Annotated in this window: 12 protein-coding genes; 2 read left to right on the top strand and 10 right to left on the bottom strand. The window is 55.1% G+C overall.

The window, feature by feature from the left end; translation table 11 throughout:
• Positions 1-142: 142 nt before the first annotated feature.
• From ACI48J_RS14870 to ACI48J_RS14895, 6 genes are all read right to left on the bottom strand, one after another.
• A complete protein-coding gene (locus tag ACI48J_RS14870) occupies positions 143-1,726 on the bottom strand; it encodes a response regulator (RefSeq protein WP_405078973.1) in 1,584 nt (527 codons plus the stop codon).
• A gap of 6 nt (positions 1,727-1,732) precedes the next feature.
• Positions 1,733-3,613 carry a sensor histidine kinase gene (locus ACI48J_RS14875; protein ID WP_405083234.1) on the bottom strand — a complete coding sequence of 627 codons (1,881 nt, stop codon included), beginning with the start codon at positions 3,611-3,613 and terminating at the stop codon, positions 1,733-1,735.
• A gap of 143 nt (positions 3,614-3,756) precedes the next feature.
• Complete coding sequence (locus ACI48J_RS14880) at positions 3,757-5,430, bottom strand: extracellular solute-binding protein (protein ID WP_326055534.1); 1,674 nt, start codon at positions 5,428-5,430, stop codon at positions 3,757-3,759.
• A 49-nt stretch (positions 5,431-5,479) separates the two neighbouring features.
• Positions 5,480-6,304, bottom strand: a complete 825-nt coding sequence (locus tag ACI48J_RS14885) for a carbohydrate ABC transporter permease (RefSeq protein WP_405083235.1) — start codon at positions 6,302-6,304, stop codon at positions 5,480-5,482.
• Between the two features lie 80 nt (positions 6,305-6,384).
• The gene (locus ACI48J_RS14890) at positions 6,385-7,311 is read right to left on the bottom strand and encodes an ABC transporter permease (RefSeq protein ID WP_405083236.1); all 927 of its coding nucleotides are present in this window, start codon (positions 7,309-7,311) and stop codon (positions 6,385-6,387) included.
• Positions 7,312-7,956: 645 nt separating this feature from the next.
• The gene (locus ACI48J_RS14895; RefSeq protein WP_405078974.1) at positions 7,957-9,129 is read right to left on the bottom strand and encodes a polysaccharide deacetylase family protein; all 1,173 of its coding nucleotides are present in this window, start codon (positions 9,127-9,129) and stop codon (positions 7,957-7,959) included.
• A 264-nt stretch (positions 9,130-9,393) separates the two neighbouring features.
• On the opposite strand from ACI48J_RS14895, the gene ACI48J_RS14900 reads away from it, so the two are divergent.
• Complete coding sequence (locus ACI48J_RS14900; RefSeq protein ID WP_326055540.1) at positions 9,394-9,525, top strand: YjcZ family sporulation protein; 132 nt, start codon at positions 9,394-9,396, stop codon at positions 9,523-9,525.
• A gap of 220 nt (positions 9,526-9,745) precedes the next feature.
• Positions 9,746-11,695, top strand: a complete 1,950-nt coding sequence (locus tag ACI48J_RS14905) for a prenyltransferase/squalene oxidase repeat-containing protein (protein ID WP_405078976.1) — start codon at positions 9,746-9,748, stop codon at positions 11,693-11,695.
• 36 nt (positions 11,696-11,731) lie between these two features.
• On the opposite strand, the gene ACI48J_RS14910 is transcribed toward ACI48J_RS14905, so the two are convergent.
• From ACI48J_RS14910 to ACI48J_RS14925, 4 genes are all read right to left on the bottom strand, one after another.
• Positions 11,732-11,986 (bottom strand): hypothetical protein, encoded by a 255-nt coding sequence (locus tag ACI48J_RS14910; RefSeq protein WP_326055543.1) that lies wholly within the window; start codon positions 11,984-11,986, stop codon positions 11,732-11,734.
• A gap of 160 nt (positions 11,987-12,146) precedes the next feature.
• Entirely contained in the window at positions 12,147-14,177 is a 2,031-nt protein-coding gene (locus ACI48J_RS14915; protein WP_405078978.1) for a penicillin-binding transpeptidase domain-containing protein, read from the bottom strand.
• 97 nt (positions 14,178-14,274) lie between these two features.
• Positions 14,275-15,174, bottom strand: coding sequence for a penicillin-binding transpeptidase domain-containing protein (locus ACI48J_RS14920; protein WP_405078980.1), 900 nt, complete (start codon positions 15,172-15,174; stop codon positions 14,275-14,277).
• A 32-nt stretch (positions 15,175-15,206) separates the two neighbouring features.
• Positions 15,207-16,319, bottom strand: a complete 1,113-nt coding sequence (locus ACI48J_RS14925; protein ID WP_405078981.1) for a TolB family protein — start codon at positions 16,317-16,319, stop codon at positions 15,207-15,209.
• Between the last annotated feature and the right edge of the window lie 12 nt (positions 16,320-16,331).

Consider the following 16,331-nt stretch of genomic DNA (forward strand, 5'->3'; position numbering starts at 1 on the left):
GCCCCCGTGTTCCTGCCTCTTTTTCCGCCCTCCTCTCCTCCGGAAGTCGCGCGAAGCCGACAGCCGGTGTATCTTTATCATACTTCCGACGATCCGGGCTTAAATAGGCCTCGTTTTACTGTTAGATGTCCGTTTTTTCGGGTTATCCTTCCATGTACCGTTTAGCGCGGTATTCCTGCGGCGTTATGCCTTCTTTTTCCTTAAAAACCCGGGTAAACAGCTTCGTATTCTCAAAGCCGACCTGTTCGGCGATTTCATACACTTTGGAATGACTGCTTTCCAGCAGCTCTTTGGCCCGGGAAATGCGGATTTTTTTAAGATAGCCGACGAAATTGTCCCCGGTATATTCCTTAAAAATTTTGCTGAAATACGTATAGTTCAGCGATACATAGTTGGATACCATCGCCATATTGAGATCCCGGGCATAATTTTCTTCCATGTATTTGACCGCCCGCTTGATTTCGATATGATCGACGTGAACTTGTTTCATCCGGCCGACGTATTCGTCCAGCAGCTCGACCAGACGTCCTGCGCAATCCGCGTATTCGTGGTAATGTTCGAAATTGTCGATCGTGCCGGCTTTTTTGTATATTCTCAAAATCTCCACGGATTGCTCCCCGTACGTATGAAAAACCTGATCGAACACATCCTTGTTCAGCAGGCTGGAGACCGCTTCTACGTAGGCAACGCCTTCTTCGCGCGCTGTACGCGCGTCCAGTACATGCGCAAGCAGCGCTTTGATTTCCCCGAGCCGTCCCGTACCGAGCTTGTTGGAAATTTGCCGGATGTGCTCGCGCGGGATTTCTCCGCGGCCCCGCTTCTCCTCCAGCTCCTCAACAAGCTGCAAGCGTCCGCAGGCCGAAGCAATAAAGGTGCTGCGGAGAGCGCTCAGCGCCTCGCGGTATGCTTCCTTGAACAGCGCCGTGTCGCACTTCTCCCGGCTGACGCCCGCGCGCAGCAGCGGGCTGCTCCCGTCCGGGACAGCGGCCCGGAGCAGGCGCAGCACGCCGTCGGCCGGCGCCAGCAGGACAAGGCAGCGGTCCTTGTCCATGAAGACGAACGTGCTCGGGCTGTTCAGAAGCGGCTGCAGGTCCCGCGGAACCAGCCGTTCCAGCCGGGCGAGCCCTTCGTCCAGCTCGCGGGGGCGCAGATCCGGCGGAAAGCGCAGCAGCCCGAGCCTCCAGCCGCTGCCGTTGTCCGTGAACCCAACGGTAGCCAGCCGCTGCCTGATCTCGGATGCATCCATCTCCGGATGCATCAGAATATAATTCAGCTGGCTCGAATGGAACGATTCAAGCTCGCCGGAGCCGGCGGTAAGCTTACCCCGATGCGCTATCTGCCGGGCTTCCTGTCGGTCCAGCTCCTTCTCGGCCTGCTGCAAGGCTTCGTAAAGCTCATCGCGCACAATCGGCTTCAGCAGGTAGCCCTTGACGCCGTTGCGGATCGCTTCCTTGGCGTAAGCGAAGTCGTCATGCCCGCTCAGAATAAATACGAGCGGCTTGACGGGGAATGTTTGCAGCTCCCGCAGGAGCGCTATTCCGTCCATTCCGGGCATGCGGATGTCCGTAATGACGATATGGGCGCCCGCATCGCGCACAATCCGCAGCGCTTCCTCTCCGTCCGAGGCGAGTTCAATCTCGTATGCCCCGGCAAATTCCCTCCGGATCATGGAGGAAACCCCGAGCCGGATGTTCTTTTCATCGTCTACAATCAACAATTTGCGCATAAACCGTTATCCCCCTCCGGTTAATGAAAGCAGCGGCAGGCTCAGGACGACCTCCGTCCAAGCCCCTTCCCTGCTGGTTATCTGCAGCCCGTACTCCCTGCCATAATAGAGCTGGACGCGCTGGTTCACATTTCTAAGGCCGATCCCGCTGCCCTCCCGCTCGCGAAATTCTCCGGCGGAATGCCGGTGCCGGAACGCTTCGTCCTCTATGCTCATCGTGAGCCTAAGCTCCTCAAGCTTACGCAGCGTCATCCCTCTGCCGTCATCGTGAACGCTGATGAACATGCGGCCGTCCAGCTCCCTCGCTTTCACGGTAATTATCAGCACATCATCGCCGCCCGCCGAACGGATTCCGTGCTTGACGGCATTTTCCACAATCGGCTGGAGAGACATCTTCGGCAGCTTCTGGTCCCAGAATCCAGGCGGAATCTCAAGCTGCAGGCGCAGCTTATCGTCATAGCGGATGTTCATAATAGCGATGTAATTGCCGATATGCTGAATCTCGTCTGCAAGCCGCACATAATCGCTGGTCCACTTCAGGTTGTACCGCATCATGCCCCCGAGCGAGGTCAGGGCGTCCGACAGCGCGTACTGCTCCCCGATTTCAGCCATCATTTTCAAATTTTCCAGCGTATTGTACATAAAATGGGAATCGATCTGGTTTTTCAGCGAGTTCAGCTCGGCTTCTTTCGTCGCCGCCTGCTTATTGACCGCCTCCACGATGAGCTCGTTGATTTTGCGCAGCATGAGCCGGAAGTGATGAGCCAGTTCCCCCACTTCGCCTCCCCCGTGAATGTCGATGTCGAAATGAAAATTGCCCTGGCGCACTCTTTTCATCGAATTTTGCAGCACGTGAAGCTTTTTCAGAATGAGCGACAGCAGAAAATACGTCGTCACCGCCAACAGCGCGATCAGGCCGATAACAGCCAGAATCAGGTTATTGCGCGTCTTCGCGATATCCGAAAACGGCTCCTCCAGGGAGACGATGTTCAGCATAAAGGCGCCGAGCCGGTCGAGCTTGGCGTATACGCACAAATACCGCGTTCCTTTGCTTGTAAACTCAAAGCTGCCGCCGAGAGAAGTGCCCCGGTTCAACCGGTCGAGAAATTCGGACGCCGCCAGTTTACGGAAGAAAGCGGTATCATAACGCGTGTGAACGGCCCCGCTTCCGTCGACGATCATCATCTGCGACTGTCCGTCCTGCACCCGGCTGAACGTTTTCGGGAAGAAAAGATCGAAGTACATATCGACCTGCACGATTGCCTCATGCTGGCCTTTAACGAAGCTGATTTCCCGCAGCAGCGATACTTTGCCCCGTTCATCCATCGAGGGGACAGACGTATCCCGGATGAGATCCGGGTCCGAATGCCCGAAGATCCACTGGACAGTGCCTGAGCTTTCTTTTACTTGTTTGTACCAGGGCTCGCCGGCAACCCGGGATTCGCTGAAAAAAACCGGCCATATTTCCTTTACGTTCGCATTGTTCGTGAACAATCGGATATGAGCGAGATTCGGATTGTTAAACTGAAGACGCAGCAGGTTGTCGTAAGCGTTCCGGCGGTATTCGAGCAGCTCGTTCACTTCGAGATTGCGGTTGCTCTGCAAATATTCCGAGACCGCCGTATCGGAAACGATCAGCTGGGCGGTTCTCTCCATCGTTTCCATATGATTGTAAATATTCGTTTTCTCCACTTCCAGCATCGACTCGTTCGATTTGACAATTTCCCGGATCGTGCTCTGGTAAAAGGAGTTAAACAAGTACATCGACAGCAGTACAACCGGAATCAGCATGATAAAAATATACGAGACGATCAAGCGGGTCTGCAGCGGAACGGCGCCTGCCGCCTGGATCGTCCGGGCTTTCCAGCCGGATAGCCGGCTCGTCATATCCACCGCATCACATCCTAGTCGAGTATCGGAAAAAAGAAAGCCCGATCGGGCAGCGAAAAAGCAAAATTATGGGAATCGGACTAATTCCAGTATAGCGCCAAAACTCCAAAAAACCCAGAAGTCTGGGTTCTTTGAAAAGCTTATTTCATAAACTGCTGAAGCTTCTTTAGATTATCCTCGTACACCTTCTGCCGGTACGCTTCCACCTTGGCGATGCCCGCGTTTTCGCGATCCTTCAGAAACTTGGCAAAAATCTGGTCGAATTCCCCGTCGCTCTTGGCTAGCAGCAGCTTCGGCAGCGCCTTGCCCCACAGCTGGGTTATTTTGCCCGCGATGATCCCTTCCTCGGAAGTACCCGTCGGATTCACCTGATCGAATTGAGAAAAGCTTTTCGTTTTCCCTTTCGTCCACTCTTCCAGCTGTTTGAACGGTTCCACGGCGGGCGGTGCCCATTTCAAGTTCATCGTCGTATCCATCAGCATCCAGAACGTATAGGAGGACCCGTACCGTTTGTCGAACGCCGTACGGTCTTTGTTGAGCAGAGCGAGCGCCTCCGGTTTGAACTGGTCTTTGCCGTCAATCGTATCGTAGGAAACGCCTTTCTCTCCGAGATAGAAATCCTTCTGCCCTTCTTCGCTAAGCATATACGTCAGAAAACGGATGGCCCTGGCTTTATCCTTCACGTCTTTGGAAATCAGCGTGACCGTCCAGCCCGAAATCGTGCCCCCGCTCAAGGTGGGCGGGTCCTGCTTCGCATTGCCGGGACCGTCCACGGCGATATACACGGAGTTCGGGTCCTTCGCATACAGCGCATTCTGCTGAGCGGCGAAGTCCGTGCGCTGATACATCATCGCGAAGTAGCGCCCCTGGGCGATTTTCTCTTCCATTTGGGGCCGCTTGTCGATAAAAATATCTTTGGCGAGCAGGCCCGTCTCGTTGGCCTTGCGGAACGTTTTCAGCCATTTGACGTACTCGGGGTCCGTGGTGCGGTCGTACAGCTTGCCGTCTTTTTCCATCGGAATGGCAAGGAAGTTCTGCAGAATGGAAGAACGCTGGTTATAATCTTCCAGCGAATAGTTGCCGGTGTCCCCGAATTCATGCAGCCCGAGCGGAATGAGCGGCTGCCCCCCCACTTCGGGAAACTTTTCCTTCGCGGCCTTCAATGCGCCGAGGAAGCCTTCCGGCGTTCGCATATCGGGTCTGCCGAGCGCCTCGTACATATCCTTGCGGACCAGGAAGGTCTGGTTCGACGTCTGTTTGTCCCCCGAAGTCTCGTAATCCTTAGGAGAGGCCGCGGCGTTCGGATAGCCGTATACGTTCCCGTCCGGCTGCGTATACCACGACACCTTGGCGGGGTCCGCCACCTTGACGAAATACGGATCGTACTGGTCGGCAAGCTTATTCAGAGGGAGCACCATTCCGCCCTCGATCATTTTCTTGACTCCGTCCTCATACCAGCCAAGCGTGATGAAATCCGGCAGCTTGCCCGACGCGATCATCGTATTCAGCTTCTCGTTCTCGTTGCCCGCGGGTACGATCAGGTTAAGATTCACGCCGGTTTTCTTGGTGATATACTGCGAGGTCGGATCGGCTCCCCACTTGCTCCCGAACCAGGAGAAATTCAAATACCAGTCGAACGTGATTGGCGACGTGTCGCTCTTCCACCCCGGCGCGTTCGGGTCGATCTTGATTTCGGCGGCTTTGGAATCCGGCTTGGCCGTTTCACCTCCCGCCCCTCCTTGCGTGCATGCCGCAGCCGTTAAGGCCAGGACGGCGCTGAGAACCAGTGGAACCAGCCTGCTCGTTTTGCGCATAAGATCGGTCTCCTTTTACACGAATCATGAGTGCTTCAATCTAGCCTTTCTAACCTTTGATGGAACCAATCATAAATCCTTTTACAAAATATTTTTGCAGAAACGGATACGCCAGAACAATTGGGAGCGTTGTGACCACCATCGTCGCCAGCTTGATCGATTGGGAGGTAACGTTCTTGGCCATTCCGCCCGGAGCCGCGGCCAGCATCTGGTTCGAGCTGGATTGGGCCACCACCCTGTAAAGGAAGGTCTGGATCGGCTGAAGATCGGGATTGTTGATGTAGATCATGCCCGTAAAATAATCGTTCCACTGATAGACCCCGTGAAACAAGGCGATCGTAGCCACTACCGGCATGGACACAGGGAACACGATCCTGCAAAAAATCGTAAAGTCGCCGGCTCCGTCGATTTTCGCCGCTTCCTCGAGCCCCGCCGGAATTTCCCGGAAAAAGGCGAGAAAAATAATCAGGTCGAAGAAGTTAAACATCGCCGGAAGGATGTACACCCAGAAGCTGTCCAGCAGTCCCAGGTCACGGATGAGCAAATAGGTCGGGATCAGCCCTCCGCTGAAAAAAAGCGTCACCGTGCCCAGCATCATGTATACCTGTCGTCCGACCAATTCCCTCCGGGAGAACGCGTACGCGACCATCGAGGTGAAAAACACGTGTGCCGCGGTGCCGATTACCGTTTTTGCCACCGTAATGCCCATGGCCTTCATAATCCCCGTATTTTCAAAAACGGCCCGGTAATTGTCCAGACTCGGCACCCTCGGCCACCAGTAAATCCCGCCCTGCATCGCATCGGTCCCGTTGTTGAACGAATGGACCAGCACATACCAGATCGGATAGAGCGTCACAAAACAGACAAGCAGCATCACGAGCCCGTTTAACGAATCAAAAATCGCTTCTCCCGCAGTTTTCCGTTTAAACAAAATCAAATCCAAGCCTCTTTTCTTCAGAAAAGTGATGTCTGATTAAATCTTTTGGTCACGTAATTGGCTCCCAGCAGAAGCCCCAGGGCAATGACGGATTTGATGAGTCCGACCGCGGTCGCGTAAGAAAACCGGCTGTTTGCGATACCCATGTGATACACATATACATCAATCACATTGCTAGCGCTTTCATTCAAGGAATTCCGAAGCACCAGAATCTGGTCGAAGTTGGAATTAAGCACCCCGCTGATGGCGAGAATAAACAGAATCGTGATCGTTCCCTTGATCGACGGGAGCGTGATGGCAAGCATTTTCTGAAAACGCCCCGCCCCATCCATCGTGGCCGCCTCGTAAAGCTCCGGGGAAACCCCGGCTATCGCCGCCAAGTAAATGATCGCGGACCAGCCCAGCTCCTTCCAGATGTCGGTCGAGACGACAATGCCCCAGAAGTAAGCCGGTTCGGCCAGAAATGCCACCGGTTCTCGAAGAAGACCGAGTCCTTCCAGAAGCTTGTTGATCAATCCCGTATCCGCCAGCCAGGTGGACAAGATTCCTCCTAGAATGACCCAGGACAAAAAGTGCGGCAAATACGAGATCGTCTGAACCGTTTTTTTGAACCGCACCGACCTCAGTTCATTCAAAAAAAGAGCGAACAGAATCGGAAGCGGGAATCCGATGACCAGCTTGAGCAGACTCATCCCGAGTGTATTCCGGATGACGGGGAGCAAGCTCTCGTCCTCCAGGAATGCCCGGAAGTGTTCAAATCCTGCCCAGGGAGCCTCGGAGACGGACTTAATGATGCTGAAATTTTTGAAGGCGATCAAAATGCCATACATGGGTATGTAGTTGAAAATAAGAATCCAGGCGACCCCGAGAAGGGCCATCGTCTGCAGCTGGCGCTGTTTGTAAAACAGGCGTATCCAACCCGCCGCTCCCCGATTGCTCTGAATTCCGGCCGCCGCCGTGCGGGAGCGATTGCTGCTTGGCAAGTATCCGCACCTCCTGTCGGTTAAAGTGGAAATCCCGGTTCCTTTATTGTACAGGGGGCGGCTAACGGTCATAAGGCCTCTTTTTTTTCATTGGGGATTAAAATTTCAGGTAGCCGCACCCGGCGGCCGTCAAAAAAAGACATAAAAAAAGCGCCCTCCGGCACCGGTTCGGATCAAACTCGGACAAACAGACACGTAAATAGGGACCCCGGTTATCCGTGATAATCGGCAGGCCCCTATGCTTGATTGAACGTATTCAATTGTCCGTTTACACTCCATTCTGCTTCATTCGTTTCCTGGGTTCCCGCATGCCTCCGCTTCGATTATTAAGGGCATGCTTCGCTAACTGGGTACAACGGATTCATCTCCCTTCCTGTAGTCTGGATTTCTGCTGGATTTCTGGTGGTTAGGGTCCTATAGGGATCACCCCTGGCTCTCAAGTTGAAGTGTTTATGTCCTTATACCCATTTAAAATTTGTGTTCCTCCTTGGCTTTATCTTATCTCAAATATTAAACTATTGTAAATATTCAGAAAATATCGAAAATAGGCGAAAGAACCGTTTTACCGGTTTCATTCACCCTTTTTCTCGCTTTTTCTAACATTTTCTAAAATTTTGTAAGCGTTTCAATGTTTCTTGCTTTTGCTTTGGCCGGAGTCAGACGCTCGAAAAACGAGTTACGCAAAGGATTGTGGGCGATTTGTATACCCAGCACATTCTCCAGATCCTTGAAATGAATATACGCTTTGCGCGATTTTAACAGAAGGGGATGTTTAAGCGGAATTTGTTTCCCTGCCGTTTCAATCGTTCCTGATTCCGGATCCAATTTATAAGATTTGCCATGAAGATAGAACGTAATCGTACGGTCCTTGTTCCTGGTCATCGTGCCGTCCAGATCTTTCAGCGTGTCCCGCAGGGGCACGTAATTATAATCCTGGCTGAAGTCCATCACATTGCGCTGGATAGTCCGGTTCAGGACCTGGGGCGTGATATCCGGGCTTCCGGCCGTGATGCGCGAAATCTGCATAGGATCGTCGGCTCTTGTCGTCATTTCGCTGAGAACCGTGAAGCCGTACTTATACCCGACGCTCTGAAGGAGCGAGGTCGCCCGGTCATCGTAATAGCCGTAGGGATACGCGTAGGAATCGACTTCCTCTTCCCCCGCTTTTTTCAGTTTCTTCTTGCAGTCGAGGGCGTCGTTCACCACCCGCTTCTTATACTGTTCCTCCGTCTCCTGCTTGCCGTCCACCATAATGTTCGTCGTCAGCAGAGGCTTGCCGTTCTGTTTGTCGTGCATGCTGTCGGAATGACACTGACAGGAAATATTGGCGTCGCGATCGGTTGCGATCGTTCTCAGCTGCCGCTCGTCGAGAAAATGGAGCTTGCGCGCACGAGGGTCCGCCAGCGTTCCCGTGATCTCGAAATTAACGGCCGGAACCTGAAGCTCCTTCAGCACCGGATAAGCCTGGTCGTATAAACTTTCGTACCCGTCGTCGAACGTAACCAGGACGGCATTCTCCGGCACATTCCCGCCCGCCATAAAGCTTTTGAACTGCTGGAGCGTAATAAAGTGATAATTTTCTTTCTTCAGAAAAGTGAGCTGGCTGCGGAACAACGCCGGTGTAATCGTGACGTTGCTCGTGTCCGTATCGCTGATGTGGTGATAAAGCAGGACGGCAACCTGATCTTTGTAGGTAAAACGCGGAGCGCTCTGGCGCACCAGGTAAATCGATCCCGCAACGAGGAGAAGAGAAAGAAAAATTTTGAGTGCTTTCTTCATACTGCCAATAACCCCTTTTTCAAAATAAAGAAGACTTTATAAGGTTCCATCTGTATCCGTCCGCTTCCTTCCGCATTCGGCTTCGTAAAACATTAATTTTTTGTAACTTTTTCATCCAATTTATTCCATTATAAAATTCCGCATCTTCCGTCGCCCTCTTCCGTTCTGGCGTTTCCCCTTTCGGGTCAAACGCACAATCGTCCTTCCTCCCTTCGTCATATGTTGTAGGGTAAGGTCAATCAAATTAAGAGGAGTTGGATCGGTATGGGATACGTTGGAGGAGTAGGAGCAGGAGTAGGATGCGGCGTTGGTTACGGTGGAGCTTTCACTAGCACGGGGGTAATTCTGGTTCTCTTCATTCTGCTGGTTATCATCAGCCGTACTTTCCTGTACTAAGTTGAAGAACGCACTTTAAACCGACCCGAATCAGCAGACGACCGTTCGAACAGGCGCCTTTAACAGGTGCCTGTTTGTTTTTTTCGCGCCTCCCCCGGCCGCACAACTATCCGGGATTTTTTTACATACACTGATAAGAACGATTAGAAATGAAAAAAGTTACCGCTATCCGCCGTTTATTCGCTGAATACAGACTTTGTAAAAAAGGGTGTGTAATCCGATGGGTATTATGCGGGATGTCGCTTATGCTATCGACAGCCTTTCCGAATGGCTGCTGGGAAAACAGGAAAAGGACGGAACGTGGAAATTTTGCTACGACAATGGAATTTCAACAAGCGCCTACCTGATTATTCTGCTCCGCACGCTGGAAACGGATAACGCGGACGATGAGGCGCTGATCCGACGGCTGCACGACAGCATCGTCCGCACCCAGCAGCCCGACGGCTCCTGGAAGCTGTATGTCGACGAGAAGAACGGCAATTTGGCCGCAAGCGTAGAAGCCTATTACGCCCTGCTCTTCTCCGGCTATTCGGACGACGGCAGTCCGTCCCTGGTGAACGCCCGGGCCTTTATCCGCTCCCGGGGAGGGATCGCCGGCGTTAAGAATGTCCTGACACGCGTCATTCTGGCCGCAACGGGGCAGATTCCGTGGCCGGCTGCGTACTCGGTCCCCCTTGAGTTCCTGCTCCTGCCGGCGTCGGCTCCCTTGAGCTTCTTCGATTTGTCCGCCTACGCGCGGGTTCATCTGGCACCCGTTCTGCTGATGGCGGACCGGAACTTCTCCGTCCGTACGAGCCGGACACCGGACTTGTCCGCGCTGGATGTGCGACGGGACGAGGACGGGAAGAGCGGCGCCTCTTCCGGGTCGGTTCCCGGCTCTTCCGCACAACCGGATCGCGGCCCGGGAGCACTGCTGGCGGCCATCCAGGCGGGGATCTCGCAGCTCGCCACGCTTCCCGGCCAGCTCCACGGGAGCGCGGTGAAGAAAGCCGAGCGGTTTATGCTCGAGCGGATCGAGCCCGACGGTACGCTGTACAGCTACGCCAGCAGCACGTGCCTGCTCGTCTTCGCGCTGCTCTCGCTCGGCTACGAGCGCCGCCATCCGACTATCGCGCAGGCGGTAAAGGGCCTGAAGGCCATGCTGTGCGTGTCCGAAGGCAGGCTGCTTATGCAGAACGCCCCGTCCACCGTATGGGATACGGCTCTGATCGCCTATGCGCTGCAGGAAGCGGGCGCCCGGCCGGAAACTCCCGGAATCCGGAAGGCCGCTTCCTACCTGCTCGCCAAACAGCAGCGGAAGATCGGCGACTGGAGCCGGAAAGTTTCCCATCCGGTACCCGGAGGCTGGGGGTTCTCCCCCTCCAATACGCGCAATCCGGATGTGGACGATACGACAGCCGCTCTCCGCGCGGTTAAATTTCTGCGCTCCGAAGGGACCGCCGGCCGGGAAGCATGGAACAGGGGCTTGTACTGGATCATGTCCATGCAGAACCATGACGGCGGCTGGGCCGCTTTCGAGAAGGACACGGACGAAAAGTTGCTCACGCTCCTTCCCATGGAAGGCGCTAAGCATGCGGCAATCGATCCTTCCACGGCAGACTTGACAGGCCGGACGCTGGAATTTCTAGGCAGCACAGCGGGTCTGGACGTTAGGCACGACTGGATTCGGCGAGGGGCGGACTGGCTGGCCGCCAACCAGGAAAAAGACGGCTCCTGGTACGGGCGCTGGGGGGTCTGCTACCTGTACGGAACGTGGGCGGCGCTGACGGGGCTGGCGGCGGTCGGCTTGAAACCGGATCATCCCGCGGTTGCCAAAGGGGTACGCTGGCTGCTCAGCGTTCAAAATCCGGACGGGGGCTGGGGAGAATCGTGCCGCAGCGACATTGCGGGCCGCTACGAAAGTCTCGGGGCCAGTACCCCGTCCCAAACCGCATGGGCCCTCGACGCGCTGATCGCGGTTCATCCCCGGCCTTCGGCGGCAATCGACCGGGGCATACAGCGCCTCGTCGCCGCTCTCGGCGAGCGGAATTGGACTTCCATATACCCGACAGGGGCGGGACTGCCGGGCAGCTTCTACAACACCTACGAAAGCTACCGCTACATCTGGCCGCTCCTTGCCCTCAGCCATTACCGCAATAAATACGGAGAGAAGTCCGTCAAACCCGAATAACCCGCCTGGTACAGCAGGCGGGTGCTTCTCTGTCCTTTAAGACTGATCTTTGGGGGAATCCGGTCCTTTTCCATCCAATAATTGCGTATACCGGTCGTACCGGCCGTCAATCTCTTCGGCCATTTCGCGGTACTTCCGGGTTTCCTCGACCACGGGATCAGTCGTGGCCTGTATGCGGATTTCCGTCTTAGTCGGCAGCCGCTTTCTCGCGGATTCCTCCCTGTCTTCTTCCTCCATCTCGCCTTCCGTCAGTTTGCGGACCAACTGTTCTTCCATTTCTTTGGCATCCATCCCGGTACACTCCTTTCATAATCGTTCCCGTTAGGGGAAGGGAACCTCTTCTTTTATATTACCCGGTTCAAAGAGACCCTACACCACGCCGTCCCGTTCCGCAGCAGGCGCAGGCGAAGACTCTCTTCTTACGCAAAGAGAACCTTATGCCTGCCGATAGTTAATTGATTCCGTTCGCATACTGCTGGAAGACGGCTTTAACCCTCGAAGTGATATAGCCGCTCCCTCCTCTTCCTTTTACATCCTCGATCATCATCGACACGAGAAGCTGCGGATCGGCCGCATCGAAACCGACAAACCAGCCGTTCTCCTGGCCTTCTTCCCCTTTGCTCTTTTTAAGCTCGGCCGTGCCGGTTTTACCTGCGATAAGCTTGCCCGGTACAGCCGCTCCATGTCCTACGCCCCGCGGGTCCTTGACCGCTTCGACAAGATCTTTTTTCAAAAGTTCAGCCGTTTCGGGCTTCATCGCCGATGGTTTCCAGTACTTCTCCTTGCCTTTGTCTTCCTTCAAAAGCGAAGGATAAATGATATTGCCCTGATTCACAAGCGCCGAGTAAGCCAGAGCGATGTTCAGGGAAGTCATGGTCACTTCGCCTTGTCCGTAACCGGAATCGGCCAGTTGAATATCGTTAGCGATCTGCTTGTTGTACAGCTGCGAGGTATCGAACGCATACGGCAGCGGAAGTTTCTCGTTAATGCCGAATTTGGCGGAAGCCTGGGTAAACTTGTCTTTCCCCAAATCCAGAGCGGCCTGGGCGAAATAAATGTTGTCGGAGTTCGTCAGCGCGCTCTGCAGATTGACCGGACTCGCCTCATGCACCCGGGTTACGTAGTAACTGCCCCAGGATGCGTCCTTCGTCCAGCGGAGCCCTTTGATCGGCTTCTGCTCGTCGGGATTCAGCACCCCTCCGTCGATCGACACTGCTGCCGTAAGCATTTTGAAAGCCGAACCCGGCGAGAAGGTTTTCGTGAAGCGGTTCAGGAACGGCTTTTTGGGGTCCTCGCTGAGCTGCTTATACTGCGTGCCGGATATGCCCTTCACAAAAACGTTCGGATTGTACGACGGACTGCTCACGAGAGCAAGTATTTCACCGGTCAGCGGCTGGATTGCGGCAGCCGATCCGGCATCTTTTTTCATCTGCTCGTAGACCAGCTTCTGGAGATTGGCGTCGATGCTCAGCGTTACGGTCTGACCCGGAACCATTGTTTTCGCGGCCAGTGTGTCTTTTTCGGTGCCGTCGGCCCCTGTAATGAAGATTTTGTAACCGGGCTGGCCCTTGAGCTGCTTCTCGTAGATCTGCTCCAGCCCCGCCTTGCCGATTACGTCGCCCGTACGGTAGCCTTCGCTCTGAAGCTTTTTCAGCTCCTCCGCGCTGATCTGTCCGATATATCCGGTCAAGTGAGCCGCCGCTTCGTCAAACGGATAGGTCCGGATTTCTTTGCTGCTGAACGTGACGCCGGGGAGCTTCGTGTAAGCTTCGGTTTCGCCGTCCTGAATGTACGCGAGCGGAACGAACGATTCCGGCTTCACCCAGGAAGCCGACAGCTTCTGGTTGATCTCCTCCACCTTCATTCCCAGCTTATCCGCGAGCTTCGCTTTGGTCTGCTCCGCCGCATCGCCCAGCTTGCCCGGCACGACCCCGATTTGCTTGGCCGGGCCGTTGTAGGCGAGCTTGTTGCCGCGCCTGTCCACGATTTCGCCCCGCACTGCTTCGCTGCTCTGGACTCTTACTTTATCCCCGTCTTTCAATTGGGGGAACAGGTAGGAAGGCGACCAATCGACCTGCCAGACGGTGTCTTTCTCTTTCGTGCCCTTCACCAGACGGGCGGTCTGGTCGAATTTTACCGGGCCGGCGATCGTGTTCAGCTCCACATGAAACGGGACGGAAACCTCATCCTTATTCTTGACCGGTTTTTGCAGTTCTTCCGGAAAAGCCGGTTTTACGGTCAAATCGGTCATTTCAATCCCTTTATAGACGCTTTCGTATTTTTTGACGAAATCGTCCTTGCTGATTTTAGTCTGCGACGCCGGTGACAGCTTGTCGTACATCGCTTCGTAATCGAGTGCTTTCCAGCCGTTCACATAGGCCTCGAAAGCGTGCTGCGGCGTTTCTTCCTGACTGCAGGCCGGCAAAAGCAGCAGAAGGAGAATACCTCCGATTCCCGCCAGCGTCTTTCCGTTTCTTATCATGAGATCGCCCCCCTGAATGTTCGAATTCTTCGGTTGCTCCGGTTGCTCCGGTTCGCTTCCCGTTTTTTCTTGATTCGCGTTTGCGTATTGGCGCCGGTCAGTTCCAGAGCTTCATGCTGCGAAGAACTTCTCCCGCGATTTTGCGGGCCGCGCTGCCGTTTGCCTTCATATCCGCCTCTATATTAAGGGCAAACACATACTCCTGCCCCTCCTTCTCAAGGTGTCCCACGAACCAGCCCAGCACATCGTTGCGGGGTTCCTCCGACAGGCAGGCTCCCGCGTTGCAGGTGCCCGTTTTGCCGGATAAGACGGCCTCCCCTTGCTTCTCCAGCACAAGCATCTGTTTGACGAGCCCGGTCGTTTTTATGGAGAAAGGCAGCTTATCCTCGTAGAGTTTCGCGAGAAAATCCACTTGCTCCACGGCCGATATGCGCAGCGAGGAACCGAGCCAAAAGGTGTCGATGCCTCCCTGTATATCCTCGTTCCCGTACCCGATCCGGTGCAGATAATCCTGCATACGCCCGCTTCCGATACGAACGGCCATTTTCTGGTAAAACCAGGTGACCGAGTTAGCCAGTGCCGAGGCAAGGGTGTGGTCCTTGTTCCACTCGGGGTATCGGTAAGGATGGCCGTCCCACGGAACGACCGTTTTCTCGTCGACGGTTCCCGTCTCCAGTCCGATTAGAGAACCGGCAATTTTAAACGTGGAAGCCGGAGAAAGTCTTCTTTCGCACTGCGTGGGATTATACACGTAATAGGTTTGGTCCTGCAACCCGTACAGCAGAAAGCAGCCTTCATACCCGGCGAACTTGCCGGCCAGATCCAGTATCTGCACGCGGCCATCGCGAAGAAGATCAACCGGCTTGTTCTCGGCAAAAGGAGCTGTTTTCGCGGGCGGGGCCGAATCCGCCTCATTCTTCCCCATCCCGTTCAGGACGGCGAATACCGTCAGGATAACGACGGCAAGTCCGGCTGTGACCCAGACAAATTTTCGCATATTGAATTCCTTTCCACCGGATGATGCGCGTTTTATTTCTTAAAGGTCATGCGGTAGGTTACGGTTTTGTTCCGGCTTCCTTCCGCAATGACTTTGGAGGCGAGAAGCTGCCGCCCCGAAGGACTGAACGAAATCGGATAGCCGGGAAATACGTCCGCCGACAGCTGCACCGTCTCCCCGCCGGGATCGGCCGATGTGATAAAAAGGCCGCTTTGCCCCGCCCGGTCCGAAGCCGCCGAGTAAGCGAGCCGGCTTCCGTCCCCCGACCAGCAGGGGCTGTGAAAGGCCGTCCCGTCAGCGATCGGGCGCTCTTTTCCCGTCTTCACGCCGTAAAAAGAAAGCGAAGCCTGCCTCGGACCGCCGGCTTTAACGAGGGCAATCCGGGTCCCGTCCGGCGAAGGAACCGCCGCCTGCACATGCTCGGCTACCGCAGATACGGCTCCGCCGTCCAGCCGTGCCTCGTACAGCCGGCCGTCCCCGCCGATGTAAAATACGGCGCTGTCCGTCCGCATCACGCTTCGCGCGCCCGTGGCGCCCGCAGCACCCGCAGCATCCGGCCCCGGCAGTTTTTGGGTGCGTCCGCCGGTGTCCCATACATACATGCTGCCGTCGAGGCCCGCGTACAGAATATGCCCGTTATCCATCCAGCGGCCTTCCTTGACGGGTATGGCGTTATCTTCGGTGATCCGCACGGGAATCCGGTCCGAAGTCCGGGCCACGTAGCCTGTCGCCGAAGCGTTGACCCCTTCCGATTCCTTATAAAAAACGGCAGAGCCGTCCGGCGAAAGCTCCGCTTCCACCTGGTTGTAGGCGGAGCCCGGGAAAAATTCCTCTTTCCCCGTACCCGGCCGGAACAGCAGCATTCTCTGCCGGATAAGCGCGTTAAGCGAGGACTCCTCGGTCTTGGCCATCAGGAGGGTATCTTCGTCCACCCAGCCGAGGCCGATCCGGTCCTCGTAGCGTTCCAGAGAAATCAGAGCCGCCTTGTTGACGACAAGCTCGTTCTGATTTTCGATGACGGTGATGCTTTTGCCGGCCAGCCGGATCACTTCACGCCCCTCCGTGCCGCCCGTTCCGCAGCCGGAAAGAAGTAAACAGCCGGCTGCGGCGGATAAAGCCGACTTTTTGCTGAAAATCTTGATCATCTTTACCCTCTC

It is taken from the genome of Paenibacillus chitinolyticus, assembly GCF_045038035.1.
Taxonomy (GTDB): domain Bacteria; phylum Bacillota; class Bacilli; order Paenibacillales; family NBRC-103111; genus Paenibacillus_F; species Paenibacillus_F chitinolyticus_A.

Excerpts from the sequence above, each read along its gene's own strand:
- ACI48J_RS14870 (WP_405078973.1), bottom strand. The coding sequence starts at position 1,726 with ATGCGCAAATTGTTGATTGTAGACGATGAAAAGAACATCCGGCTCGGG.
- ACI48J_RS14875 (WP_405083234.1), bottom strand. The coding sequence starts at position 3,613 with ATGACGAGCCGGCTATCCGGCTGGAAAGCCCGGACGATCCAGGCGGCA.
- ACI48J_RS14880 (WP_326055534.1), bottom strand. The coding sequence starts at position 5,430 with ATGCGCAAAACGAGCAGGCTGGTTCCACTGGTTCTCAGCGCCGTCCTG.
- ACI48J_RS14885 (WP_405083235.1), bottom strand. The coding sequence starts at position 6,304 with ATGCTGCTTGTCTGTTTTGTGACGCTCTATCCGATCTGGTATGTGCTG.
- ACI48J_RS14895 (WP_405078974.1), bottom strand. The coding sequence starts at position 9,129 with ATGAAGAAAGCACTCAAAATTTTTCTTTCTCTTCTCCTCGTTGCGGGA.
- ACI48J_RS14900 (WP_326055540.1), top strand. The coding sequence starts at position 9,394 with ATGGGATACGTTGGAGGAGTAGGAGCAGGAGTAGGATGCGGCGTTGGT.
- ACI48J_RS14905 (WP_405078976.1), top strand. The coding sequence starts at position 9,746 with ATGGGTATTATGCGGGATGTCGCTTATGCTATCGACAGCCTTTCCGAA.
- ACI48J_RS14910 (WP_326055543.1), bottom strand. The coding sequence starts at position 11,986 with ATGGATGCCAAAGAAATGGAAGAACAGTTGGTCCGCAAACTGACGGAA.
- ACI48J_RS14915 (WP_405078978.1), bottom strand. The coding sequence starts at position 14,177 with ATGATAAGAAACGGAAAGACGCTGGCGGGAATCGGAGGTATTCTCCTT.
- ACI48J_RS14920 (WP_405078980.1), bottom strand. The coding sequence starts at position 15,174 with ATGCGAAAATTTGTCTGGGTCACAGCCGGACTTGCCGTCGTTATCCTG.
- ACI48J_RS14925 (WP_405078981.1), bottom strand. The coding sequence starts at position 16,319 with ATGATCAAGATTTTCAGCAAAAAGTCGGCTTTATCCGCCGCAGCCGGC.